Origin of the sequence: Streptomyces shenzhenensis (genome assembly GCF_003688995.1) — a bacterium.
GTDB lineage: Bacteria > Actinomycetota > Actinomycetes > Streptomycetales > Streptomycetaceae > Streptomyces > Streptomyces shenzhenensis_A.
On the sequence record NZ_PENI01000002.1, the window covers coordinates 367007 to 388908 of the forward strand.

Here is a 21902-nt window from a genome sequence, read left to right on the forward strand (position 1 = left end):
CCACGAGCAGCCCCCCAACCCCCCAACTACACCCCCGCACTCGACGTACCGCGAGCAACCTCCGAACCCCCACCCTCGTGGGAACGGCCCCGCAGCCCAGCCATCAGGTCCCGCACGATCGCCGCCCCGTTCAGCGTCAGGACCGACTCCGGGTGGAACTGCACGCCCGCGAACCCGGGCCCCCGAACGGCATGCACCTCGCCGTTCGCGGCCCGGCTCACCTCGATGCCGTGCGCGCCCAGCTCCCGGTACGCGTCCTCGTCGCAGCGCGCCACGAAGCTGTTGTAGAAGCCGACGGTCTCCCGGCGCCCGAACAGATCGACCGCGGTCTGCGCCCCCTGGTACGGGACCTCCTTGCGGACGATCTCAAGCCCCAACTCGGCCGCGATCAGCTCGTGCCCGAGGCACACCCCGAGCACACCGTGCCGGTGCGGGGGAGTCCCCCCTGCCCGAGCGGAGCCCGGGGCCCGGGCGAGGAGCACCTCGGCGGTCAGCCCGCGCAGCAGCCGCATCTTGGGGTCGGCCAGGTCCGAGGGATCGCCGGGGCCGGGCCCCAGCACCACCGGTCCCTCGTGGCCGAGCACCGCCTCCCGCAGCCCCGGCTCGTCATAGCGCCGCACGGTCACCTCAAGACCGCCGGAGCGCAGCACATGCGCCAGCATCGCCGTGAAGGTGTCCTCGCCGTCCACGACCAGGGCATGCCCGCTCAGGACCGGCGTGTGCTCCTGCATCCGCAGCCAGAACGGCGCGAGCGAGGCCCGCCGCCCGTCCAGCGCCGCCCGCACCCGCGGGTCGTCGGCCAGCCGGGGCCGCGCCGCCTCCGCGCGCGGCCGGCCCGGCCGGACGCCGAGGGCCGCCAGCACGCCCGCCGCCTTGGCGTGCGTCTCCGCCACCTCGCTCGCCGGATCCGAACCCCGCACCAGCGTCGCGCCGACCGGGACGCGCAGCCGGCCGGCCGCGTCGATGTCGGCGGTGCGGATCAGGATGGGGGAGTCCAGCGTCTGCGCGCCGCCGGAGTCCCGGCCGAGCAGGGCCAGCGCGGCGCCGTAGTACCCGCGCCCGCCGACCTCGTGCCGTTCGATCACCCGGCAGGCGTTCTGCACCGGCGACCCGGTGACGGTGGCCGCGAACAGGGTCTCCCGCAGCACCTCCCGCACATCCAGCGACGACTTCCCGCGCAGCTCGTACTCGGTGTGCGCGAGGTGCGCCATCTCCTTCAGCCGGGGGCCGACGACCACCCCGCCCATGTCGCCGACGGCGCACATCATCTTCAGTTCCTCGTCGACGACCATCGACAGCTCCTCGATCTCCTTGCCGTCGGCGAGGAAGTCCAGCAGATGCTCCGGGGTCGGTCCGCCCTCCGGGTAGCGGTAGGTCCCGCTGATCGGGTTCATCACGACCGTGCCGCCGGACATCCGCACATGCACCTCGGGGCTGGCCCCGACCAGCGTCCGCCCGCCCGGCTCCCCGCGCCGCCCGTCCGCGGAAGCCCCGTCGGGCCCGTTCCGATCGCCCGTGTGCACGACGAAGGTCCAGTACGCACCCCGCTCGCCCTCCAGGAGCCGCCGGAACAGGGCGAGGGCGTCGGCCCGGGTGAAGTCCCGGATCTCGCCCTCGTACGTCCGCCGGATGACGAAGTTGGCGCCCTCGCCCGCCCCGATCTCCTCGCGCAGCACCCGGTCGACGATCCCGGCGTACTCCTCGTCCCCGACGTCGAAGCCCCCGCCGGTGACGCGTACGGCGTGCGCGGGCAGCTGCTCCAGCGCCTCGGCGAGCGGGATCTCGCAGGTCTCCTCGGGGGTGAGTACGACCAGGGGCGTCCCGTCGTCGCGGACGTCGAAGCCGCGCTCCCGGATCTGCCGGAAGGGCACCAGGGCCAGGCCCTCGTCGGGCAGGTCGGCGAGCCGGTCGCAGGTGCGCACCGGGCCGACGAACAGTTCCACGGTGTGCTCGTCGCGGCCGGGCGTGCGGCGGCGCAGCAGCGCGAAGGGGCGGGAGTCGTGCAGCAGGTCCAGCAGGTCCATGGGTCCGTCGTCCTTCTCGGTGGTCTCGATGGGCTCGGCCGGGCGTGCCGAGCGAGTCGATGGAGAGGGACGGCCCCGTGAACGACGAAGGCCGCCCCTCGGGCGGCCTTCGCGAAGTCGTGCGTACGCGCAGTCAGTGGGCCGCCGAAGGAGCGGTCCACCACCAGGTGCGGGTCGAATGCGCGAACATGCCGGGAACCCTACAGCACCGTCCGCTCGTCCACGGGCCCGTCGGTCCGTCTCACCAGTCGAGCCGGAGGAAAATATGGCGACACGACCCCGTAGTGTTTACGGGGTGACCGTGAACGCTAAGACCAGCGCGAGCGCTGGCAACACCTGGCGAAACCTGCCCGCGGCGCAGCAGCCCGAGTACCCCGACGCCGAGGCTCTGCGCGCAGTGATCGCGGAACTCGAGTCGTATCCGCCCCTGGTCTTCGCGGGCGAGTGTGACCAGCTGCGCGCCCGGATGGCGGCCGTCGCCCGGGGCGAGGCGTTCCTGCTCCAGGGCGGCGACTGCGCGGAGGCCTTCGACGCGGTGTCCGCCGATCACATCCGCAACAAGCTGAAGACGCTGCTGCAGATGGGCGCCGTGCTGACGTACGCGGCGTCGGTACCGGTAGTGAAGGTGGGCCGGATCGCGGGCCAGTACTCCAAGCCGCGTTCGAAGCCGACCGAGACGCGTGACGGGGTCACCCTGCCGGTGTACCGGGGTGATTCGGTCAACGGTTTCGACTTCACCGAGGCCAGCCGGATCCCGGACCCGGAGCGGCTGAAGCGGATGTACCACACGTCCGCGTCGACGCTGAACCTGGTGCGCGCGTTCACCACCGGCGGGTACGCGGATCTGCGGCAGGTGCACGCCTGGAACCAGGACTTCGTGAAGTCGTCCCCGTCGGGGCAGCGCTATGAGCAGCTGGCTCGGGAGATCGACAACGCGCTGAACTTCATGCGGGCGTGCGGCGCGGACCCGGAGGAGTTCAAGACGGTCGAGTTCTTCTCCTCGCACGAGGCGCTGCTGCTGGACTACGAGGCGGCGCTGACCCGGGTGGACTCCCGCACCGGGCGGCTGTACGACGTGTCGGGGCACATGGTGTGGATCGGCGAGCGGACCCGGCAGCTGGATCACGCGCATGTCGAGTTCGCCTCGCGGATCAGCAACCCGCTGGGGATCAAGCTGGGCCCGAACACGACGGCCGAGGAGGCGCTGCGCTACATCGACCGGCTGGACCCGGAGCGTGAGCCGGGCCGGCTGACGTTCATCGTGCGGATGGGCGCGGACAAGATCCGTGACCGGCTGCCGGAGCTGGTGGAGAAGGTCACGTCGTCGGGCGCGGTGGTGGCCTGGGTGACCGACCCGATGCACGGCAACACGTTCGAGGCGGCCTCGGGGCACAAGACCCGTCGTTTCGACGACGTGCTGGACGAGGTGAAGGGCTTCTTCGAGATCCACAAGTCGCTCGGGACGCATCCGGGCGGCATCCACGTGGAGCTGACCGGTGACGACGTCACCGAGTGCGTGGGTGGCGGGGACGAGATCTTCGTCGACGATCTGCACCAGCGCTACGAGACGGCCTGCGACCCGCGCCTGAACCGCAGCCAGTCCCTCGACCTGGCCTTCCTCGTCGCCGAGATGTACCGGGACCAGTGACCGGCGGGTACGTCACCGGGATGTGAAGTGGGGCGCGGATCACATGCGATCCGCGCCCCTTCCCGCTTTTGTGAGCTCTGCGCGATGGGTAAGGTTAGGTTTGCCTCACCGATCAACGGGGATGGCGCAAGTGACCGATCCCGGTGGGAGGTGAACCGCGTGTACGTCTGCAGTTGCTTCGGGATCACCGAGCAGCAGGTGAAACAGCACGCGGAGGACGGCGCCTGCAGCCCCCGCCAGATAGCCTCGGCCTGCAAGGCGGGCACCGACTGCGGATCGTGCGTACGCCGGATCCAGGCGCTGCTGGGGCGTGGCGCGTGCCCGCGGCGTGCGCCGGCCGAGCAGGGCAGGCCGGTGCCGGCCCGCATCGAAGCGGTCGAGGACCTCGACGAGGCCGCCTAGCTCTTCGGCTGCTGGATGACCTGCGCGATGTAGAGCGCCTCGCCGAGCTTGTCCACCAGCTCCAGCTGGGTGTCCAGGTAGTCGATGTGGTGCTCCTCGTCCTCCAGGATCGACTCGAAGATGTTCGCGGACGTGATGTCACCCTTTTCGCGCATCGTCTTGATCCCGCGCCGCAGCCGGTCGATCGCTTCCACCTCGATCTGCCGGTCCGCCTCGAACATCTCCCTGACGGTCTGCCCCACCCGCACATGGAACAGCCGCTGGTAGTTCGGCAGCCCCTCGAGGAACAGGATCCGGTCGGTCAGCACCTCGGCGTGTTTCATTTCGTCGAACGACTCGCGTCGCGTGAACTCGGCGAGCTTGTACCAGCCGAAGTTCTCCTGCATCTTCGCGTGCAGGAAGTACTGGTTGATCGCGGTGAGCTCGCCGGTGAGCTGCTCGTTCAGGAACTCGATGATCTCGGGGTCGCCCTGCATCGCAGAGGCTCCTTCCGGATGGGGGGAGGTTGCGGCGGAATGATTGCATCGGAAACGAAGATCGTCCAGTAAGTGCATACTTAGTCATTAAGTGAGTGCATTGTGTCGTATGTCCCGTTAAGGGGCGATGGTCAGGTGCACCGCTCCGGGTCTGTCAGGATGGAGACATGGGTCATCCGGTGGAGCGCGGGTCTGGAGCGTCAGGAGAGGGCGTACGGTCCGAGCTCCCGCCGGGGCAGCGGTTGCAGCGTGGCTGGCCGGTCACGCACTACGGGCCGGTGCCCAAGTTCCGGCCCGAACGCTGGGAGTTCAGGGTCTTCGGCGCCACCGCGGACGGTGCGAAGCACTGCTGGAACCACGAGGAGTTCACGGCCCTGCCGTACACCACCGTCGTGGCCGATCTGCACTGTGTGACCAAGTTCAGCATGCTCGGATCCGAGTGGGGTGGCGTCCGGGCGAGCGCGATCCTGGAGGTCGCCCCGCCCGCGCCGAATGTCACCCATGTGATGGTCTGGGCGGAATACGGCTTCAGTTCGAACCTACGCCTGTTCGACTTCGCTTCCGAGCGTGCCATCTTCGCGACGCACAAGGACGGCGAACTGCTCACCGCCGAGCACGGCTTCCCGGTCCGGCTCGTGGTGCCCCACCTGTACGCCTGGAAGGGCCCCAAGTGGGTCCGCGGGGTCGAGTACATGACCGCCGACCGCCGTGGCTTCTGGGAGGAGCGCGGCTATCACAACATCGGCGACCCCTGGCAGGAGCAGCGCTACTCCTACCAGGAGAAGCCGGGGGACGGCCCCGAACTCTGACGGCGCCTCGGCGGTGGTGTCAGAGGTGGTGTCAGAGGGGAGACCGCAGCCGCTTCAGCCGTGCCACGTCCGCCGCATGCCCCTCCTTGCCGCCCGGCGTCTCGATCACCAGCGGTACGCCGGCCGTCGCCGGGTGCGTCATCAGTGCCCGGAACGGATCCTCGCCGATGTGTCCGGCGCCGACGTTCTCGTGCCGGTCCTTGTGGGCGCCCACCACGTCCTTGGAGTCATTGGCGTGGATCAGTTTCAGCCGGCCCTCGCCCACCGTGTCCACCAGCAGGTCCAGGGTCTGGTGCATGCCGTTCGGTCCGGTCAGGTCGTGCCCGGCGGCGAAGACATGGCAGGTGTCCAGGCACACGCCCAGCTTCGGATGGGCGTCCAGCGCCTCGAAGTACGGCCCGAAGTCCCAGGTGCGCGAGCACAGCGAGGCGCCCTGCCCGGCGGTGGACTCCAGCAGCAGGAACGGGTCGTCGTCATCGGTCAGCTCGTCCAGCAGCGGCAGCAGGTGTGCGCGCACCTGCTTCAGCGCCACCTCCCGTGGCCGCCCGCCGGTCGCGCTGCCCGTGTGCACGACCACGCCCAGCGCGCCGATCTCCCGCCCCCTGCGCAGCGAGTGCCGCAGCGACTCCACCGACTTCTCCACGGTGGCCTCGGTGTGCGAGCCGAAGTTGATCAGGTACGGGGCGTGTACGTACGCCGGGATCGAGTCCTCCGCGCAGGCCGCGCGGAACTCCTCGTCCTGCCGGGGGTTCCCGGTGGGGGTGGCCCAGCCGCGCGGATTGGCGACAAAGACCTGCACGGTCTCCGCCTTCAGCTCACGGGCGTACGACAGCCCCACCGAGTGCAGCCCGCCGGCCACGGGAACATGCCCGCCCACGGGATTGCGCGAGCGACCGGGCGGCAGGACAGAACCGGACTGCTGACTCATCACCCGTTCACCCTGCCACGCCACCCCACCCCCACAAAAACGCCGCCTCCACCACCGACGAGGACGGGGCGGCACTGGTACGAGCAGCGGGACGGCGGTTCCCGTGCCCACGACGTGCGCCCCGCCGCTGGGTGATGGCGGCCAGGCAGCGGATCCGGCCGCTGGACGGCGGCTGCGGGTGGGGTCCCGATTCAGCCGCCGGACGGCAAGGGTGCGATCCGCGGGTCCGTCCGCGGGCTGGCGGTGCCGCCCGGCGCGCGCTCGGTCGCCGAAGCGTGGCCGGTGACGGGGTTCGGTTCAGTTGCCGGGTGGCGGGTCCCACCCGCCCGTGCCCACGACGCGCGCCCCGCCGCTGGGCGATGGCGGCCAGGCAGCGGATCCGGCCGCTGGACGGCGGCTGCGGGTGGGGTCCCGATTCAGCCGCCGGATGGCAAGGGTGCGATCCGCGGGTCCGTCCGCGGGATGGCGGTGCCGCCCGGCGCGCGCTCGGTCGCCGAAGCGTGGCCGGTGGCGGGGCCCCGTTCAGTCGCCGGGTGGCGGGTCCCACCCCGCCCGTGACCACGACGCGCGCCCCGCTTCCGGGCGCAGGTTCCGCTGTCGGCGGGCGACGGTGGCGGCCCCGGGCCTAGTCGCGGGGCGGCTGCGGATGGGGTCCTGATCCAGCCGCCGGATGGCAAGGGTGCGATCCGCGGGTCCGTCCGCGGGATGGCGGTGGCGCACGGCGCGCGCGGTCGCCGAACCGTGGGCGGGGGCGGTTCAGTTGCCGGGTGGCGGGTCCCGCCCGCCCGCGCTCACGACGCCCGCCCCGCCGCTGGGGGCGGTTAGCGGATGGTGATCGTTATTGTTGAGCCCTTGGGGGCCGTCTCGCCCGGGGTGACCGACTGCTTCTTCACCGTGTCGCCGAACAGGCCCAGCAGCCCGCGGTCCTCCGAGACCTTGAAGCCGGAGGCTTCCAGCAGCTTGGTCGCGTCGCCGACACTCGCCCCGACCACATCCGGCACCTCGACCATCTCCGGGCCCTTGGACAGCGTCAGCCGCACCGTGTCGCCCTCGGCCGCCTGACTGTCACCGGCCGGGGTCTGCCGGGCGACCTGGCCCTTGTCGAACTCGGAGTTCACCTGCTCCGTGGAGATCTCCACCTTGAGCCCGGCGTCCTCCAGCTCCTGCCGTGCGCTGTCCAGGTCCTCACCGGTGACGTCCGGCACGTCGATCGGGCTGCCCTTGCTGACGGTGAGCGCGATCGCCGACCCCGCGTGCCGCTCGGTGCCGGCCGCCGGTTCGGTGCCGATCACCGCGTCCTTGGGCACGCTGTCACTGAACGCACGCGTGACCATGCCGGGCTCCAGTCCGCCCTTCTTGAGCAGCGCCTTCGCGTCGGCCAGCCCGCGGCCCGCCAGATCGGGCACCTTCACGGTCTCCGGGCCGTCGGAGATGGTCAGCGTCACCGAGTCGTTGTTGCGTATGCGGGCACCGGCCCGGGGATCGGTGCTGATGACCGTGCCGCGCCGCACCGTGTCGCTGTAGGCGTGCTCGACCCCCTTGACGTCGAGCCCGGCCTCCTTGAGCCGCTCCCGCGCCTGCGCCTCGGTCTTCGCCAGCAGCGGCGGCACCTTCGTGAACTGCCCGGAGTTGATGTACCAGACGCCGGCCCCGACACCGAAGACCACCAGCACGGCGACGACGAGCGTGATCAGTCCCCGCCCGGGCCGGACGGACCGCCGCCGGGGCGGCACGCCCGGGGACTCGAACCGGGTCGTCCGGTTGTCGCCCGCACCTAGGTCGTCGTCCTCGTTCACCGGCAGCAGCCGGGGCACCGTCAGCGAGCGCGGTATCACGCTCGTACGGTCCTCGGCGATGTCGTGCTCCGCGGAGAGCGCCTGCGGCGGCACCGCGTCCAGCTGATCGTCGGTGAGCCCCGCACGGGACTCCCGCACCTGGGCCAGCAGCGCCACGGCGTCCTGCGGCCGGACCGCGGGGGTACGGGCGGTGGCCGCGGCGACCAGCCCGTCCAGCGCGTACGGCAGCCCGGACACGGTGGCCGAGGGCGGCGGCACGTCCTCGTGGAGGTGCTTGTAGAGAACCACCGCGGGGGAGTCCCCGTCGTGCGGCTTCTGTCCGGTCAGCATCTCGTAGAGGACCACACCGCACGCGTACACGTCGACGCGTGGATCCGCGGTCCCGTTCTCTATCTGCTCCGGCGCGAGGTACGCGACGGTGCCCAGCACGGCCCCCGTCGTACTGGTCACCGTGTCGACCGACCGCACCAGTCCGAAGTCCGCGACCTTGACCCGCCCGTCGTCCCCTATGAGCACGTTCTCGGGCTTCATGTCCCGGTGCACGAACCCGGCGCGGTGCGCGGCGCCGAGCGCGGCCAGCACCGGCTCCAGGATGTCCAGCGCGGCCCGCGGCGGGAGCGCGCCCCGCTCCCGCAGCACGTCGCGCAGGGTGCACCCGGCGATGTACTCCATGGCGAGGTAGACGTACGACCCGTCCGTGCCCTGGTCGAACACCTGGACGACATTGGGGTGGGCGAGCCGGGCCACCGACTTCGCCTCCCGGATGAACCGTTCCACGAACGATCCGTCGGCGGCCAGCGCCGGATGCATCACCTTGAGCGCGAGGATCCGGTCCAGGCGGGTGTCCAGGGCCCGGTAGACCGTGGCCATCCCGCCGACCGCGATCCGGGCGTCGACGCGATAACGGCCGTCGAGCACCTGCCCGACGAGAGGGTCCTGAAGGGTCGTATCCACGCTGCCGATTTTACGATCCGGGACCGACAGCCCCCCGTCTCCACCGCCACAACAGCCCGACTGCAGCCGACCTGTGACGCATCCCACCCCCCACCCGAACCCGCACCCGCCGACGGCGCCCCGCCCCCACAGGCGACGTTCACCACGCAGCCGACAGTAAACAGGCGGTGCGCGGGTGGGAGAACACCCCCCAGACCCACCCCGCTCAGAACGCAGGCCGCTCCGGATCGAACACGGCCAAGCCCTCCGCAGGAGACGACGCCTCGGCGAAGTGTCGCAGTGGAATCCGCCCCGCCAGCCGGGCCAGCCGCCCCGCCTCCACGGCATGCCGCATCGCCGCGGCCATCCGCTCCGGCTGCTGCGCCCGCGTGACGGCCGACGCCAGCATCACCCCCGCGCACCCCAGCTCCATCGCCAGCGCCACATCCGACGCCGTACCGGCTCCCGCGTCCAGGATCACCGGTACGCGCGCGTGCTCCACGATCAGCCGGAAGTTGTGCGGGTTGCGGATCCCGAGCCCCGAACCGATCGGCGAGCCGAGCGGCATCACGGCCGCGCACCCCACGTCCTCCAGCTTCCGCGCCAGCACGGGGTCGTCGTTCGTGTACGGCAGCACCGTGAACCCGTCGTCGACCAGGGTCTCCGCCGCGTCCAGCAACTCGATCGGATCCGGCAGCAGCGTCCGCTCGTCGGCGATCACCTCCAGCTTGATCAGATCGGTCCCGAGCGCCTCGCGGGCCAGCCGCGCGGTCAGCACCGCCTCACCCGCCGTGAAACAGCCCGCGGTGTTCGGCAGCACCCGGATGCCGAGCCGCTCCAGCACCGAGAGCACGGATCCGTGCACATCGGGGTTGACCCGGCGCATCGCCACGGTCGTCAGCTCCGTGCCGGAGGCGACCAGCGCCCGCTCCAGCACGTCCAGGCTGGGCGCGCCGCCCGTACCCATGATCAAGCGGGACGTGAAGGACGTACCGCCGAGGACGAAGGGATCGTCGGCCATGGCTCAGCCTCCTTGGACGGCGGTGAGGACTTCGACGCGGTCGCCGTCGCGGAGGGCGGTGGCCGGCCACTGCGCGCGCGGGACGACGGTTTCGTTGAGTGCCGCGGCCACCCCGCCGGGCGCCGAGGTGAGGGTCTGCACGACGGTGTCGAGAGCCGTGCCGGGCGTGATCTCCCGGCGCTCCCCGTTGACAGAGATGATCATGCGGGCTGCTCCGTGCGGTGGGTGGCGCCGAAGCGCGCGGGCGTGAACGGACGAGCTTCCTCGGGGAGGTCCCCGGTGGCCAGGGCGTGTGCCATGACGTCCCCGGTGACGGGGGTGAGCAGCACGCCGTTGCGGTAGTGCCCGGTGGCCATGAGCAGCCCGTCGAGCGCGGTCGGGCCGAGCAGCGGCGCATTGTCCGGGGACCCGGGCCGCAACCCGGCCCGGGTCTCGGTCAGCGGCAGTTCGGTGATCCCCGGGACCAGCTCGTGCGCGTCCCGCAGCAGCTCGTACACGCCGCCCGCGGTCACCGTCGTGTCCCAGCCCAGCTCCTCGCTGGTCGCCCCGACCACCAGCTCGCCGTTCTCCCGCGGCACCAGGTAGACCTGGCTGCCCCGCACCACGGCCCGCACGGTGCGGCTCAGGAACGGCGCGTACCGCGCGGGCACGGTCAGCCGCAGCACCTGCCCCTTCACCGGCCGCACCGGTGGCAGCACGTCCCGCGGCAGGCCCGCCAGCCGTCCGCTCAGGCTGCCGGCCGCGAGCACCACCTGGCCCGCGCCCAGCTCGGTGCCGTCCGCGGTGGCCACCCCGACGGCCCGGTCCCGCAGCACCGTGCAGCGCTCCGCCCACGCGCGGTGCAGCACCACGCCTGTCCGCTCGCACGCCGCGAGCAGCGCCGCCGCGAGCCGCCGCGGGTCGATCTGGTGGTCGCCGTCCACCCGCAGCCCGCCCCGCACGCCCGGCGCGAGCAGCGGCTCCAGGCGGCGGCACTCCCGGCCGGACAGCCACTCGGACTCCAGCCCCGAGCGCTGCTGCAACGCGTGCAGGTCGCGCAGGTGCGTCCGGTCGTCGGCGTCCAGTGCGACGGCGAGCGTGCCGCACCGGCGGTAGCCGAGGTCGAGGCCGGTCAGCTCGGTCAGCTCGGCCGCGAACTCCGGATAGCGGCGGGCCGAGGCCAGATTCAGGCCGAGCAGCGTCTGCTCGCCGTGGTGCAGTTCGCTGACCGCGGCCAGCATCCCGGCCGCGACCTGCGCGGCCCCGCCGCCCGGCGCGGGGTCCACGACGGCCGTGGCGAACCCGCGCTGCGCGGCCCGCCAGGCCGTGACCAGGCCGATGATTCCGCCCCCGATGACGAGAACGTCCGACGTACGTGACGACATGGGCGTCCAGCCCCTCCCTTCGCCGGCATGACCCGGATCAGGTTCGTACGGTCGGAGGCCGCCAGCCTCCCTCTCAGCCCGGTGCGTCCAGGCTCCCGCGAGTGCTTGTACGGTGGCCACCCTAGCCCGCCGCCGTCCGCCTCAGTAAGGGAGCCTCCGTTCATGGCCCGCTCGCTCGACGGTCTCGTGCTCGCCCCCGTCGCCGACCAGGCCCCGGGCCAGGTGGGTACCGGCACCCGGTTCACGTACCACGAGAGGGACGGCCGAGTCTGGGCCGAGTACGCCGGCGGCGACATCGTGCGCGGGTATCTCGTCGGCACCCGGCGCGGCGACCGGCTGGACTTCCGGTACGTACAGCTCAAGCACGACGGCAGCACCTCCTCCGGGCACTGCGAGTCGACCGTCGGCGAACTGCCCGACGGCCGGGTGCGGCTGACGGAGACCTGGGCGTGGGAGTCGCAGCCGGGCAGCGGGACGAGCGTGGTCGAGCAGCTCGCGGAGCCCCCGGCCGCGGCGGGCGGTCCCGTTGTGCAGCAGGTCACCCAGCACGCCCCCTGACCGACGAATCGACACGTGACTATGGTGATCACGTGAGCCAGCAGACGCAGCGACGGAGCACGTCACAGGGGCGGCGCGTGGTCGTCGTCGGCGCGGGCATGGCCGGGGTGCAGACCGCGGTCGCCCTGCGGGAACAGGGGTTCAGGGGCACGATCACCCTGGTCGGCGCGGAACCCCACCGGCCGTACGACCGTCCACCGCTGTCCAAGGCCGTGCTGCTCGGCAAGGCCGAGGGCTCCGCCTTCGAGGTCGACTTCGAGTCGCTCGGCATCGCCCTCGACCTGGGCCGCGAGGCGCTCGGCGTACGCCCCGCGGAACACGAGCTGGACACCGCGGCCGGACCCGTGCCGTACGACGTCCTGGTCCTCGCCACCGGCGCCGAACCGATCCGGCTGCCCGGCACGGAGGGTGTGCCCGGTGTGCATCTGCTGCGCACCCTGGACGACGCCCAGCGGCTGCGCCCGGTGCTCGCCCGGCAGCACGACATCGTGGTCGTCGGCGCGGGCTGGATCGGCGCCGAGTTCGCCACCGCGGCCCGCGAGGCGGGCTGCGCGGTCACGGTCGTCGAGGCCGCCGACCGGCCGCTCGCGGGCGCGCTCCCGGCCGAGGTCGCGGCACCCATGACCGCCTGGTACGCGGACAGCGGCGCCGAACTGCGCACCCACGCGCGCGTGGCGAGCGTCGAGCCCGGCGCGGTGGTGCTCGCCGACGGCTCGCGGCTGCCCGCGGGCGCCGTCGTGGTCGGCATCGGCGCGCGCCCCGCCACCGGCTGGCTGGCGGGCTCCGGCATCGAGCTGGGCGCCGACCGGGAGGTCGTGGCCGACGCGTACCTGCGCGCCTCCGTGCCGGACGTGTACGCGGTCGGCGACTGCGCCTCCTTCCCCTCCGCCCGGTACGGCGAGCGGCTGCTCGTGCACCACTGGGACAACGCACTCCAGGGGCCGCGTACGGTCGCCGCGAACATCATCGGCGACACCCCGACCGGCTACGACCCGGTGCCGTACTTCTGGTCCGAGCAGTTCGGCCGCTTCGTGCAGTACGTCGGCCACCACCCGGCGGCCGACACACTGCTGTGGCGCGGCGACCCCCTGGGGCCCGCGTGGACCGTCTGCTGGCTGCGCGCGGACCGGCTGGTCGCTCTGCTGGCCGTGGGCCGCCCGCGTGACCTTGCGCAGGGGCGGCGGCTGATCGAGGCGGGCACGCCGATGGCTCCGGAGCTGCTCGCAGACCCGGCGCGGCCCCTCAAGGAGGCTCTCGCGTGACGCGCGGGAACCCCAGGTCGGACGGGTCCGGCTTCCGACTGTCAGTCCGGGATGGCACGCTGTTTCCGTGACCGAGATTGACGCAAAGATCGATGCTCTCGTGCCCGCCTGGCTCACCCTCCCCGACATCGCCGAGCAGTTCGGCGTCGAGGTGACACGTGTGCGGCAGCTGGTCAAGGAGGGCCAGCTCATCGCCGTACGCCGTGGCGAGAACCGCGCGCTGCACGTTCCCGCCGCCTTCATCGACGGGGACAAGGTCGTCAAGGGCCTGTCCGGAACCCTGACGCTGCTGCGGGACGACGGCTTCACGGACGAAGAGATGCTGGAGTGGCTGTTCACCCCCGACCCGACCCTGCCCGGCACCCCGGCGCAGGCCCTCGGTGAGAACCGCGGCACGGAGGTGAAGCGCCGCGCCCAGGCGCTCGCCGTCTGATCCGAACGACCCTGGCGTACGGGCCGTGGCCCCCGGACGGGCCACGGCCGGGGCCGACCACGGCCGCCGGCCGGCCCGGGCGTGGCTCGCCCGGCCCCGTGGAAGGGGCGTCCTCCCGTGCTGTCCGCAACTCCGCGATCCACCCGGTCGGCGCCCCTTCCGCGGTCCGTACGTCACCGACACCGGACCACTACGCTCCCCGTGGCCCACACAACGCACCCGCACCACCGACAACCGCACCACCGCACCATCGACACCCGCACCCGCACCCGCACCACCGACACCGGGGGACGCACCGCATGTCCGACACGTCTGACACCGAGACCGACGCCGACACCGCCGCCCGCGCGGCCCGGGCCCGGCTCGCCGACGCCAGGCTCTACCTGTGCACGGACGCCCGCAAGCGCCAGGGCGACCTCGCCGAGTTCCTGGACGCGGTCCTGGACGCGGGCGTCGACATCGTGCAGCTGCGCGACAAGGGCATGGAGGCGGCCGAGGAACTGGCGCACCTGGAGGTGTTCGCCGACGCCTGCGCCCGGCACGGCAAGCTGCTCGCGGTCAACGACCGCGCGGACGTCGCCCATGCCGCCCGCTCCGCCGTGCTCCACCTCGGACAGGGCGACCTCCCGGTGCCCGCGGCCCGCGCCGTCCTCGGCGCCGACGTGCTCATAGGCCGCTCCACGCACGCCCCGGCGGAGGCCGCCGCCGCGGCCGTCCAGGACGGTGTGGACTACTTCTGCACCGGCCCGTGCTGGCCCACCCCCACCAAGCCCGGCCGGCCCGCGCCCGGACCGGACCTGGTCCGGTACACGGCCGCGCTGGGCACCGGCCGGCCCTGGTTCGCCATCGGCGGCATCGACCTGGGCAACCTCGACGAGGTGCTCGACGCCGGCGCCCGCCGGGTGGTCGTCGTCCGCGCGATCACCGAGGCCGACGACCCGGGAGCGGCGGCGGCCGAGTTCACCGAGCGGCTGCGGGTGGCCTGACGGCCTTGTCCAAGGAGTGGACAAGAACTCGACAAAACTCGAAAAATGGGGCAAATTTCCGGCGCTCGGTTGGGGGACCGGCCGCCCCTGGCTAACCTGCGGGTATGGCCCTCGGAACCGCATCCACCAGGACCGACCGCGCACGCACCGTGCGTGACATCCTGCGCGCCGGCAAGACGACGTACTCGTTCGAGTTCTACGCGCCGAAGACGCCCAAGGGTGAGCGGAGCCTGTGGAACGCGCTGCGCAGGGTCGAGGCGGTGGCTCCCGACTTCGTCTCGGTGACCTACGGCGCAGGCGGCTCCACCCGCGCGACCACGGTCAAGGAGACCCAGCAGATCGTCGTCGACACCACGCTGACGCCGGTCGCCCACCTCACCGCCGTCAACCACTCCATCGCCGAACTCCGCAACATCATCGGCCAGTACGCGGACGCCGGGATCCGCAACATGCTCGCCGTCCGCGGCGACCCGCCCGGCGACCCGATGGGCGCGTGGGTGCCGCACCCCCAGGGCCTGACCTACGCGGCCGAACTCGTCGCACTCATCAAGGAGTCGGGCGACTTCTGCGTGGGGGTCGCCGCCTTCCCGGAGATGCATCCGCGCTCCAGGGACTGGGACACGGACGTCGCGCACTTCGTCGACAAGTGCCGTGCGGGCGCCGACTACGCCATCACGCAGATGTTCTTCGAGCCGGAGTCCTATCTGCGGCTGCGTGACCGGGTCGCGGCAGCCGGCTGCGAGACCCCGGTCATCCCCGAGATCCTGCCGGTCACAAGCCTGCGGATGCTGGAGCGGCTGCCCCAGCTCAGCAACGCCCGGTTCCCGGAGGCCCTGAAAGAGCGGATCCTCACAGCGAAGGACGATCCGGCGGCGGTACGCTCCATTGGCATCGAGTTCGCCACGGAGTTCTGCGCGCGGCTGCTGGCCGAGGGAGTGCCCGGACTGCACTTCATCACGCTCAACAACTCCACGGCGCCGCTGGAAATCTACGAGAACCTGGGCCTGCACCATCCCCCGCGGGCCTAGACCGGCCATACCGGCATACGACACACTGCGTAACGGTCACTGGGAGAGGGGCGTACATGGGCTGGACGGTCCTCTACATCGCGTTCGGCATCGTCGCGCTGTGGTTGCTCGGCGAGGTGCTGTTGCAGTACAAGGCGCGGCTGCGCTGGCGACTGCTCGCGTTCGTCGGCTTCCTCGGCGTCGTGCTCGGCGTGCTGATCTCCAACGTCGTCGTCATCGGCCTGGGCGCGGTGGCCTTCGCGGTCGGCCAGACCTATGTGACCCTGTCGTTCCGCCGCGGCTTCGCCGAAGGCTGGACGGTCAGCCGCCGGGGCGAGGGCGGCAGAAAACGCCGGGGCGACGAGCCGGACCACGACGAGCCCACACCCGAGGTCCCGGATCCGGAGGCGGCGCGGTCCGGCCACGGCCGGGACGACGACGGCTACGGGCAGGACGGCGGCTACGGCCGCGACGGCGTCCCGTACGGCCGGGACGACGGCTACGACCGTGACGACGTGTTCGCGCCGAACGCGCGCGCGGCCGAGCCCACCGCCGTCTACGAGCCGCAGCCCCTGCCGGACGAAACCGGCTCCTACGGCATATACAGCGACGCCGCCCACACGGCAGCCGCCCAGCACCAGGACCCGTCCTACGCGACGGCCGCCCAGGGCACCGACCAGGGCTACGCCTACGACTACTCCGGCTACGGCCAGCAGCAGTACGGCTACGACACCAACGGCCAGCAGCAGTACGCCAACTACTCCGACCCGTACGTCGGCGCCCAGAGCTACGGCGACGCCTCCTACGACCACGGGTACGGCGGCCAGCAGTACGGCCAGGGCCAACAGGCGTACGGCCAGGACCAGTACGGCACCGGCGGGTACGGCGAGACCCCGGCCGGCGGCGTCTGGGTCCCGCAGCAGCGCACCGACGAGGTCTACGGCGGCGAACTCCCGCAGGAACAGCCCTACCCGTACCAGAACAACCAGCAGCAGAACAACGGGCAGCAGCAGGGCAACGGCAACGGATACGACGAGCACTACCGCTTCTGAGACGCCGCCCCCGCGACGCCGGCGCCCACCGCGAGCCCCCGGCTCACCGCGCGCCGAGCCACGAGCTCACTGCGAGCCCCGGAAGTCCGGCCCCTCCACGATCAGCCCGGCGACCAGCGCGCCCGACATCCCCGCGTGCGGCAGCCCACCCCCCGGATGCGACCAGCCGCCGACCCCGAACAGGCCCGGTATCGCCGTGCTGTTGGACGGATGCAGGGTTCCCTCGGCCCCGGCCAGCGACGGCGGGGGAACGGCCCCGCCCACGGCCCCCGTCTCCCGCTCGGTGTGCACCGGCGTGCGCACCTCGCGCCACAGCACGCGCTCCCGCAGCCCCGGCACCGCCCGCTCGGCGGCGGCGGCCATCCGGTCCGCGAAGGCGTCGGCGGCGCCCGGCGCGCTCCAGTCGTACCCCGCCGCGGACGGCACCGTCGCCGTCACCACCATGGACTCGTGCGCCGCGTCGGGGCGCAGAGCGGGGTCGTCCGGCCGGTCGATACGGACCGTGGGCCGCTCGGGCGTCCCCGCCGCCGTGAACAGGTCCAACTCGGCCGTCGCGTCCGGGGAGTGCACCACCGTGCGGTGCGCCGCCCCCGGCTCCCGGCCGCCGCGCAGCGCGAGGCACACCACGACCCGGCCCGGGAACAGCTCCTCGGCGGTCGGCTCCACGGCGCCCGGCCCGTACGGCTCGCGGCCGGGCAGCAGGCCGCGCAGCCGCCAGGGGCCCGTGCCGACCACCGTGTCCGCCTCGGCCACCCTCCCGTCCGCCAACTCCACCCCCGCCGCGCGGCCGTCCTTCTCCAGGACCCCGGTGACCTCGGCCCCGAAGACGAACTCGACCCTGCGCCGCATGCACCGCTCGTACACCGCGCGTGCCAACTCCCGTATGCCGCCGTCGACGTACCAGACACCGAAGGCGTGCTCCATGTACGGCAGCACGGCCGCGCTCGCCGGCGCGGTCCCCGGGTCCAGGCCGTACCCGAGCGCGTGACCCGCCAGCAGGGCGGCGAGCCGCGGGTCCCGCAGCTCCCACGCGCCGATCTCGGCGAGCGTCGCGGCCCGGCGGGTGCGCAGCAGCCGCTTGTGGGGGACCGCCGGATAGGGCTCGCGTCCGGCCAGCACCGCCCAGTTCGGCCACAGCGGTTCCTCCAGCAGGGGCCGGCGGGTGCGGTCCCAGGCCTCGCGGGCGCGCACCAGGAAGTCGCCCCAGCGCTGCCCGGCACCGGATCCCAGGGCCTCGTCCAGGGCCGCGACGACACCCGCGCGCGAGGCGTTCGGCAGCGACACCTCCGTGCCGTCCGCGAACACGTGCCGGGACGACGGGTCGACCTGGGTGAGCCGGACGCAGTCCTCCAGCGGCTCCTTGCCGGTCTTGAGGAACAGATCGCGCCAGACCGCGGGCAGCGGCAGCACCCCCGGGCCGGTGTCGAAGCCGAAGCCGTCCCGCTCGAAACGGCGCACCGCTCCGCCGTACGTCTCCGTGCGCTCGTACACCACCACCCGGTGGCCCGCGACGGCCAGCCGGGCGGCGGCCGCCATCGCGCCCATCCCGGCGCCGATCACTGCAATCCGTGCCATGCCTGCGACTTTATCGACCGCCACCGACAGCCGGGGCCGCGGGCGGTCAGTACGGACACGGACGCGATCGTCACCAGGGGACGGCGCCGCGCCCTGCGCATGAGCGCGGACGGCTGAGTACGGGTACCTAGGCGGTGAGATGAGTACGCGCGCGGATGGGTTCCGGCCTGCGGGAACGAGAGAGTGGAGGCACGGCAGGGGAACAGGGACCGGCACCGCCGACACGGGGCGGCGGAACGGTGACCGCCCCGAGCCGCTCCTTCCGCCGACTCGTCGGCGGAAGCGAGGACACGGGGGAACCGGGGGAACCGGGGGAAGACCGCAACGGGGGTTCCCACGGGGGAGATCACGGGGGAAATACGGGGGAGCACGGGAAAGCGCCGGTTCGAGGTGGCCCGCGGGGGACGCGGCCACGGCGGACCGGCGCTTTCCGTCATCCCCTGCCGCTCACCCGGCCCTGCAGCAGCCGGGACAGGGCGGCGTGGACGTCGTCCAGGGAGCGTTCCGACTGGAACGACTTCCAGTCGAGCGCCGCCACCAGCACCATGCCGACCAGCGCCGCCGCCGTCAGCGGCACATCGATCTCCTCGCTGAACTCGCCGCCCGCCATGCCCGCGCGCAGCACGCCCTCGACGACCGCGACCGCCTCCTGCCGCACCACCAGCAGGGTGGACTGCCAGGCGCGGTTGGTGCGCCACAGCTCGGCCACGTACAGCTGCGTGAAGGCCGGGTAGCGGTCGATGAAGACGAGACCGGAGCGGATCATCGCGTCCAGGGCGTCCACCGTGCTGCCGCCCTCGCGCGCCGTCCGCTCGGCCGCCTCCCGGAGTGAGGCGGTGAGCAGGCCCACGCCGTGCCGCAGCAACTCCTCGAAGAGGACCGACTTGCTCGCGAAGTTGTAGTAGACCGTGCCCTTCGCGACCCCGGCGCGCTCGGCGATCGCGTCCACCGTCGTGGCGGAGAAGCCCTGCTCGGCGATGAGCGTGACGGCCGCCTCGTAGAGCCGCTGCCGGGTGGCCTCGCGGCGTGTGCTGCCGCCGGGCGCGGCACTGCTGCTTTCCATGGCCCTGATTCTCACAGCAACGGGCTGCCCGGCGGGCCCGGACCGGGGCCGCCGCCCGCCGACGTCGGCCGGAGCCTCGGCAGCGTGCGCCGACTGGTCGGCCCACCAGCCGACCCGAACTGTCGATCGAAGCAAAAGACCAGGTCAGAACGGATTGTCAGTGGCATACCGCACGATGGGCCCATACGGCACCTCGTATCGGGTGTGCCGTCACACAGACGACAGGAGGTTCGTCATGGCCAGCTCGTCCGCAGCAGCCGCCCACCGGCGCCGCGCCACCGGCCCTGCCCCCTCACTGACCGGCCCGGCGGGCGACGTGCACCCCGTGCTCCGCCGGGCCACGGCCCCGCCCGCCGCCCTCGACCTGCTCGCCCAGGCCCGTGCCGGACTCGACGAGGCCGCCGTCCTCGAAACCCCCAACGAGCGCTATGCCACGGCCCACCTCGCCGCCCTGCGCACCGCCGCCGCCGTCCTCGCCGCCCGGGCGCGCCCGGAACCCACCGCCCGGCGCCGGGCGCGGATCCGGAGCGCCTGGGAGGTGCTCCCCGAGATCGCACCCGAACTCACCGAGTGGAGCGCCCTGTTCGCCTCCGGCGCGGCCCGCCGCGCCCGGGCCGAGGCGGGCATCCGGGACGCGGCGAGCCGCCGGGACGCCGACGATCTGATACGCGACGTGGCGATGTTCCTCCGGATCGTGGAGCGGATGCTGGTGCTCCAGCCGGTCCTGCCGCGGCCCCGTCAGGACCCCGCCGAACCGGCCGCCCGCGCCGACGGCACGGGCCTGACGGAAAGGGGCATACCGGACGCGGGCTGAGCCGACCCGAGAACCGCCGGGCCGCGACCGGGCCGCGCGGACGCCGGGCCCTCCCGGCCCGTCGCACGGGACGCGCAGGGCCGCGCGCCCCCGCGATGACCAGGTACGGCGGCAAAGGCAATAGGGTGGACAACGCCTGAAGCCTTCCCTCCTCCCGCGCCCCGGGCGGGGGAGGGACCCCGTTCGCGCCGCCGGGCAACAGGTGGTGCCGCGCCGAGGAGTCAACTGCCGTGTCGGACCCGATGCGACCCCGCGCCTCTCTCCGTACCGCCGTGGTCTGGGAGGTACTCCAGGACGCCCTCGACCGCCGGGTCAAGGCCACGGGTCGGGACTCGCTGGACGTCCTCGACACCGGGGGCGGCAGCGGCAACTTCGCGGTGCCCGTCGCCCGCCTCGGGCATCGCGTCACCGTCGTCGACCCGAGCCCCAACGCGCTGTTCGCGCTGGAGCGCCGGACCGCCGAGGCCGGGGTCGCCGACCGGGTGCGGGGCGTCCAGGGCGACGTCCGCGGCCTCTTCGACGTCGTGGCGCGCGGCGGCTTCGACGCGGTGCTGTGCCACGGCGTCCTGGAGTACGTCGACGACCCCGCCGAGGGTGTCCGCAACGTGGTGGCCGCCCTGCGCCCCGAGGGCGTCCTCAGCCTGCTCGCGGCCGGGCTCGGCGGTGCCGTGCTCGCCCGCGCCCTGGCCGGCCACTTCACGGAGGCCAGGCAGGCACTCGCCGATCCCGACGGCCGCTGGGGCGCGGGCGATCCGGTGCCCCGGCGCTTCACCGCCGAGCAGCTCACCACGCTGGTCGAGGGCGCGGGCCTCACGGTCGGCGCCGTGCACGGCGTGCGGGTCTTCGCCGACCTGGTGCCCGGAGTCCTCGTCGACACCGAGCCCGGGGCCCTAGACGCCCTGCTGAAGCTGGAGGAGGCGGCGGCCGAGTTGCCGGCGTTCCACTCCGTGGCCACGCAGATCCACGTGCTCGGCGAGACACACGGGGCCGGTGAGGACTGAGTGACCTCCCGGGCCACACCGCTGATCAGGGCCGCGGCAGCACATGGAGTACGCCACAGGCCCCCCGATCGAGGGGTTTGCGCCGTATGATCGAAGGAGACCGCCCGGCATGACGGGTCGGCCGCTGGGGAATGGAAGCTTCAGCGAGCCGGGACGGGCATGGCGGGTTCCGGTTGGCCAAATGGCCTAGAGGGGCGGGTTTCACGGGGGCGATTCCCTGCCTATCCTGTAGGGACCCCCCGGGTCGCCCCGGCGACTGCACGATGAGGAGGACTCCGTGCCGCTCTCGGAGCACGAGCAGCGCATGCTCGAGCAAATGGAGCGAGCGCTGTACGCCGAAGATCCCAAGTTCGCGACAGCGCTTGAGGGAAACGGGCTGCGCACGTACACCCGACGACGGGCCTACCAGGCGGTCGCGGGTTTCCTCGTAGGTATCGCGCTCCTCATGGCCGGCATGGTCGCGCAGCAGATCTGGGTCAGCGTGGTGGGCTTCCTCGTCATGCTGGGCTGTGCGGTACTCGCCGTAACGGGCTGGCGCAAGGCCCCCAAGCCGGGCGAGCAGCCCGCCGCGGGTGCCCCGCACACGCGGCGTCAGACACGGCCGAAGCGCTCCATGATGGACCGTATCGAACAGCGCTGGCAGCGCCGCCGCGACGAGCAGGGCGGCCGCTAGGGAGCGCCACCGGGAGAACAGGGCCACACCGCATACATGACTGAGGGGTGACCACCCATGACGGGTGGTCACCCCTC

Annotated in this window: 22 protein-coding genes and 1 riboswitch; of the genes, 12 read left to right on the top strand and 10 right to left on the bottom strand. The window is 72.6% G+C overall.

Going from position 1 to position 21902, the window contains the following annotated elements:
• Positions 1 to 26: 26 nt before the first annotated feature.
• Both CTZ28_RS04550 and CTZ28_RS49455 read right to left on the bottom strand, forming a co-directional pair.
• Entirely contained in the window at positions 27 to 2024 is a 1998-nt protein-coding gene (locus tag CTZ28_RS04550) for an anthranilate synthase family protein (RefSeq protein ID WP_121887904.1), read from the bottom strand.
• A 133-nt stretch (positions 2025 to 2157) separates the two neighbouring features.
• On the bottom strand, positions 2158 to 2214 hold the full coding sequence (locus tag CTZ28_RS49455; protein ID WP_121888102.1) for a trp operon leader peptide: 57 nt from the start codon (positions 2212 to 2214) through the stop codon (positions 2158 to 2160).
• Positions 2215 to 2319: 105 nt separating this feature from the next.
• Between CTZ28_RS49455 and CTZ28_RS04560 the strand changes: the two genes are divergently transcribed.
• Both CTZ28_RS04560 and CTZ28_RS04565 read left to right on the top strand, forming a co-directional pair.
• On the top strand, positions 2320 to 3672 hold the full coding sequence (locus CTZ28_RS04560) for a class II 3-deoxy-7-phosphoheptulonate synthase (protein ID WP_121887905.1): 1353 nt from the start codon (positions 2320 to 2322) through the stop codon (positions 3670 to 3672).
• Between the two features lie 150 nt (positions 3673 to 3822).
• Positions 3823 to 4074, top strand: coding sequence for a (2Fe-2S)-binding protein (locus tag CTZ28_RS04565; RefSeq protein ID WP_259471473.1), 252 nt, complete (start codon positions 3823 to 3825; stop codon positions 4072 to 4074).
• On the opposite strand, the gene bfr is transcribed toward CTZ28_RS04565, so the two are convergent.
• Positions 4071 to 4550 carry a bacterioferritin gene (gene bfr / locus CTZ28_RS04570; RefSeq protein ID WP_121887907.1) on the bottom strand — a complete coding sequence of 160 codons (480 nt, stop codon included), beginning with the start codon at positions 4548 to 4550 and terminating at the stop codon, positions 4071 to 4073. The genes CTZ28_RS04565 and bfr overlap by 4 nt on opposite strands.
• Before the next feature lie 167 nt (positions 4551 to 4717).
• Here bfr and CTZ28_RS04575 point away from each other — a divergent pair, with 167 nt between their 5' ends.
• A complete protein-coding gene (locus tag CTZ28_RS04575; protein ID WP_121887908.1) occupies positions 4718 to 5359 on the top strand; it encodes a sulfite oxidase-like oxidoreductase in 642 nt (213 codons plus the stop codon).
• A 31-nt stretch (positions 5360 to 5390) separates the two neighbouring features.
• Here CTZ28_RS04575 and CTZ28_RS04580 read toward each other — a convergent pair whose 3' ends face one another.
• The 5 genes from CTZ28_RS04580 to thiO all read right to left on the bottom strand — a co-directional run bounded on the left by CTZ28_RS04580 (position 5391) and on the right by thiO (position 11401).
• Positions 5391 to 6287, bottom strand: coding sequence for a deoxyribonuclease IV (locus CTZ28_RS04580; protein ID WP_121888103.1), 897 nt, complete (start codon positions 6285 to 6287; stop codon positions 5391 to 5393).
• A gap of 821 nt (positions 6288 to 7108) precedes the next feature.
• Positions 7109 to 9037 (bottom strand): Stk1 family PASTA domain-containing Ser/Thr kinase, encoded by a 1929-nt coding sequence (pknB, locus tag CTZ28_RS04585; RefSeq protein WP_121887909.1) that lies wholly within the window; start codon positions 9035 to 9037, stop codon positions 7109 to 7111.
• Positions 9038 to 9242: 205 nt separating this feature from the next.
• On the bottom strand, positions 9243 to 10037 hold the full coding sequence (locus tag CTZ28_RS04590) for a thiazole synthase (RefSeq protein ID WP_121887910.1): 795 nt from the start codon (positions 10035 to 10037) through the stop codon (positions 9243 to 9245).
• 3 nt (positions 10038 to 10040) lie between these two features.
• A complete protein-coding gene (gene thiS / locus CTZ28_RS04595) occupies positions 10041 to 10241 on the bottom strand; it encodes a sulfur carrier protein ThiS (RefSeq protein WP_121887911.1) in 201 nt (66 codons plus the stop codon).
• Positions 10238 to 11401, bottom strand: a complete 1164-nt coding sequence (gene thiO, locus CTZ28_RS04600; protein ID WP_121887912.1) for a glycine oxidase ThiO — start codon at positions 11399 to 11401, stop codon at positions 10238 to 10240. The genes thiS and thiO overlap by 4 nt, the downstream gene beginning before the upstream one ends.
• Positions 11399 to 11510, bottom strand: a riboswitch (TPP riboswitch). (Overlaps the previous gene by 3 nt.)
• A gap of 53 nt (positions 11511 to 11563) precedes the next feature.
• Here thiO and CTZ28_RS04605 point away from each other — a divergent pair.
• The 6 genes from CTZ28_RS04605 to CTZ28_RS04630 all read left to right on the top strand — a co-directional run bounded on the left by CTZ28_RS04605 (position 11564) and on the right by CTZ28_RS04630 (position 16699).
• On the top strand, positions 11564 to 11959 hold the full coding sequence (locus CTZ28_RS04605) for an avidin-fold protein (protein ID WP_121887913.1): 396 nt from the start codon (positions 11564 to 11566) through the stop codon (positions 11957 to 11959).
• A gap of 32 nt (positions 11960 to 11991) precedes the next feature.
• On the top strand, positions 11992 to 13221 hold the full coding sequence (locus CTZ28_RS04610; RefSeq protein WP_121887914.1) for an NAD(P)/FAD-dependent oxidoreductase: 1230 nt from the start codon (positions 11992 to 11994) through the stop codon (positions 13219 to 13221).
• A 67-nt stretch (positions 13222 to 13288) separates the two neighbouring features.
• Positions 13289 to 13654 carry an Rv2175c family DNA-binding protein gene (locus CTZ28_RS04615; protein ID WP_121887915.1) on the top strand — a complete coding sequence of 122 codons (366 nt, stop codon included), beginning with the start codon at positions 13289 to 13291 and terminating at the stop codon, positions 13652 to 13654.
• Between the two features lie 299 nt (positions 13655 to 13953).
• The gene (gene thiE / locus CTZ28_RS04620) at positions 13954 to 14640 is read left to right on the top strand and encodes a thiamine phosphate synthase (protein WP_121887916.1); all 687 of its coding nucleotides are present in this window, start codon (positions 13954 to 13956) and stop codon (positions 14638 to 14640) included.
• A gap of 104 nt (positions 14641 to 14744) precedes the next feature.
• A complete protein-coding gene (gene metF / locus CTZ28_RS04625; protein WP_121887917.1) occupies positions 14745 to 15668 on the top strand; it encodes a methylenetetrahydrofolate reductase [NAD(P)H] in 924 nt (307 codons plus the stop codon).
• A 56-nt stretch (positions 15669 to 15724) separates the two neighbouring features.
• The gene (locus CTZ28_RS04630; RefSeq protein WP_121887918.1) at positions 15725 to 16699 is read left to right on the top strand and encodes an SCO2102 family sporulation regulator; all 975 of its coding nucleotides are present in this window, start codon (positions 15725 to 15727) and stop codon (positions 16697 to 16699) included.
• Positions 16700 to 16765: 66 nt separating this feature from the next.
• Here the strand turns inward: CTZ28_RS04630 and CTZ28_RS04635 are convergent, their stop codons facing one another.
• Complete coding sequence (locus CTZ28_RS04635; protein WP_183154265.1) at positions 16766 to 18274, bottom strand: phytoene desaturase family protein; 1509 nt, start codon at positions 18272 to 18274, stop codon at positions 16766 to 16768.
• A 433-nt stretch (positions 18275 to 18707) separates the two neighbouring features.
• Positions 18708 to 19337: a TetR/AcrR family transcriptional regulator gene (locus CTZ28_RS04640; RefSeq protein WP_121887920.1), complete on the bottom strand. Its 630-nt coding sequence runs from the start codon at positions 19335 to 19337 to the stop codon at positions 18708 to 18710.
• A gap of 235 nt (positions 19338 to 19572) precedes the next feature.
• Here CTZ28_RS04640 and CTZ28_RS04645 point away from each other — a divergent pair, with 235 nt between their 5' ends.
• The 3 genes from CTZ28_RS04645 (at position 19573) to CTZ28_RS04655 (ending at position 21825) form a co-directional block, all read left to right on the top strand.
• Complete coding sequence (locus tag CTZ28_RS04645; protein ID WP_121887921.1) at positions 19573 to 20151, top strand: SAV_6107 family HEPN domain-containing protein; 579 nt, start codon at positions 19573 to 19575, stop codon at positions 20149 to 20151.
• A gap of 230 nt (positions 20152 to 20381) precedes the next feature.
• Positions 20382 to 21152, top strand: a complete 771-nt coding sequence (locus tag CTZ28_RS04650) for a methyltransferase (protein ID WP_183154266.1) — start codon at positions 20382 to 20384, stop codon at positions 21150 to 21152.
• 277 nt (positions 21153 to 21429) lie between these two features.
• A complete protein-coding gene (locus tag CTZ28_RS04655; protein ID WP_121887922.1) occupies positions 21430 to 21825 on the top strand; it encodes a DUF3040 domain-containing protein in 396 nt (131 codons plus the stop codon).
• Positions 21826 to 21902 lie beyond the last annotated feature (77 nt).

Excerpts from the sequence above, each read along its gene's own strand:
- CTZ28_RS04590 (WP_121887910.1), bottom strand. The coding sequence starts at position 10,037 with ATGGCCGACGATCCCTTCGTCCTCGGCGGTACGTCCTTCACGTCCCGC.
- thiE (WP_121887916.1), top strand. The coding sequence starts at position 13,954 with ATGTCCGACACGTCTGACACCGAGACCGACGCCGACACCGCCGCCCGC.
- metF (WP_121887917.1), top strand. The coding sequence starts at position 14,745 with ATGGCCCTCGGAACCGCATCCACCAGGACCGACCGCGCACGCACCGTG.
- CTZ28_RS04640 (WP_121887920.1), bottom strand. The coding sequence starts at position 19,337 with ATGGAAAGCAGCAGTGCCGCGCCCGGCGGCAGCACACGCCGCGAGGCC.
- CTZ28_RS04645 (WP_121887921.1), top strand. The coding sequence starts at position 19,573 with ATGGCCAGCTCGTCCGCAGCAGCCGCCCACCGGCGCCGCGCCACCGGC.
- bfr (WP_121887907.1), bottom strand. The coding sequence starts at position 4,550 with ATGCAGGGCGACCCCGAGATCATCGAGTTCCTGAACGAGCAGCTCACC.
- CTZ28_RS04575 (WP_121887908.1), top strand. The coding sequence starts at position 4,718 with ATGGGTCATCCGGTGGAGCGCGGGTCTGGAGCGTCAGGAGAGGGCGTA.
- thiS (WP_121887911.1), bottom strand. The coding sequence starts at position 10,241 with ATGATCATCTCTGTCAACGGGGAGCGCCGGGAGATCACGCCCGGCACG.
- CTZ28_RS04635 (WP_183154265.1), bottom strand. The coding sequence starts at position 18,274 with ATGGCACGGATTGCAGTGATCGGCGCCGGGATGGGCGCGATGGCGGCC.
- CTZ28_RS04630 (WP_121887918.1), top strand. The coding sequence starts at position 15,725 with ATGGGCTGGACGGTCCTCTACATCGCGTTCGGCATCGTCGCGCTGTGG.
- CTZ28_RS04605 (WP_121887913.1), top strand. The coding sequence starts at position 11,564 with ATGGCCCGCTCGCTCGACGGTCTCGTGCTCGCCCCCGTCGCCGACCAG.
- CTZ28_RS04550 (WP_121887904.1), bottom strand. The coding sequence starts at position 2,024 with ATGGACCTGCTGGACCTGCTGCACGACTCCCGCCCCTTCGCGCTGCTG.
- thiO (WP_121887912.1), bottom strand. The coding sequence starts at position 11,401 with ATGTCGTCACGTACGTCGGACGTTCTCGTCATCGGGGGCGGAATCATC.
- CTZ28_RS04580 (WP_121888103.1), bottom strand. The coding sequence starts at position 6,287 with ATGAGTCAGCAGTCCGGTTCTGTCCTGCCGCCCGGTCGCTCGCGCAAT.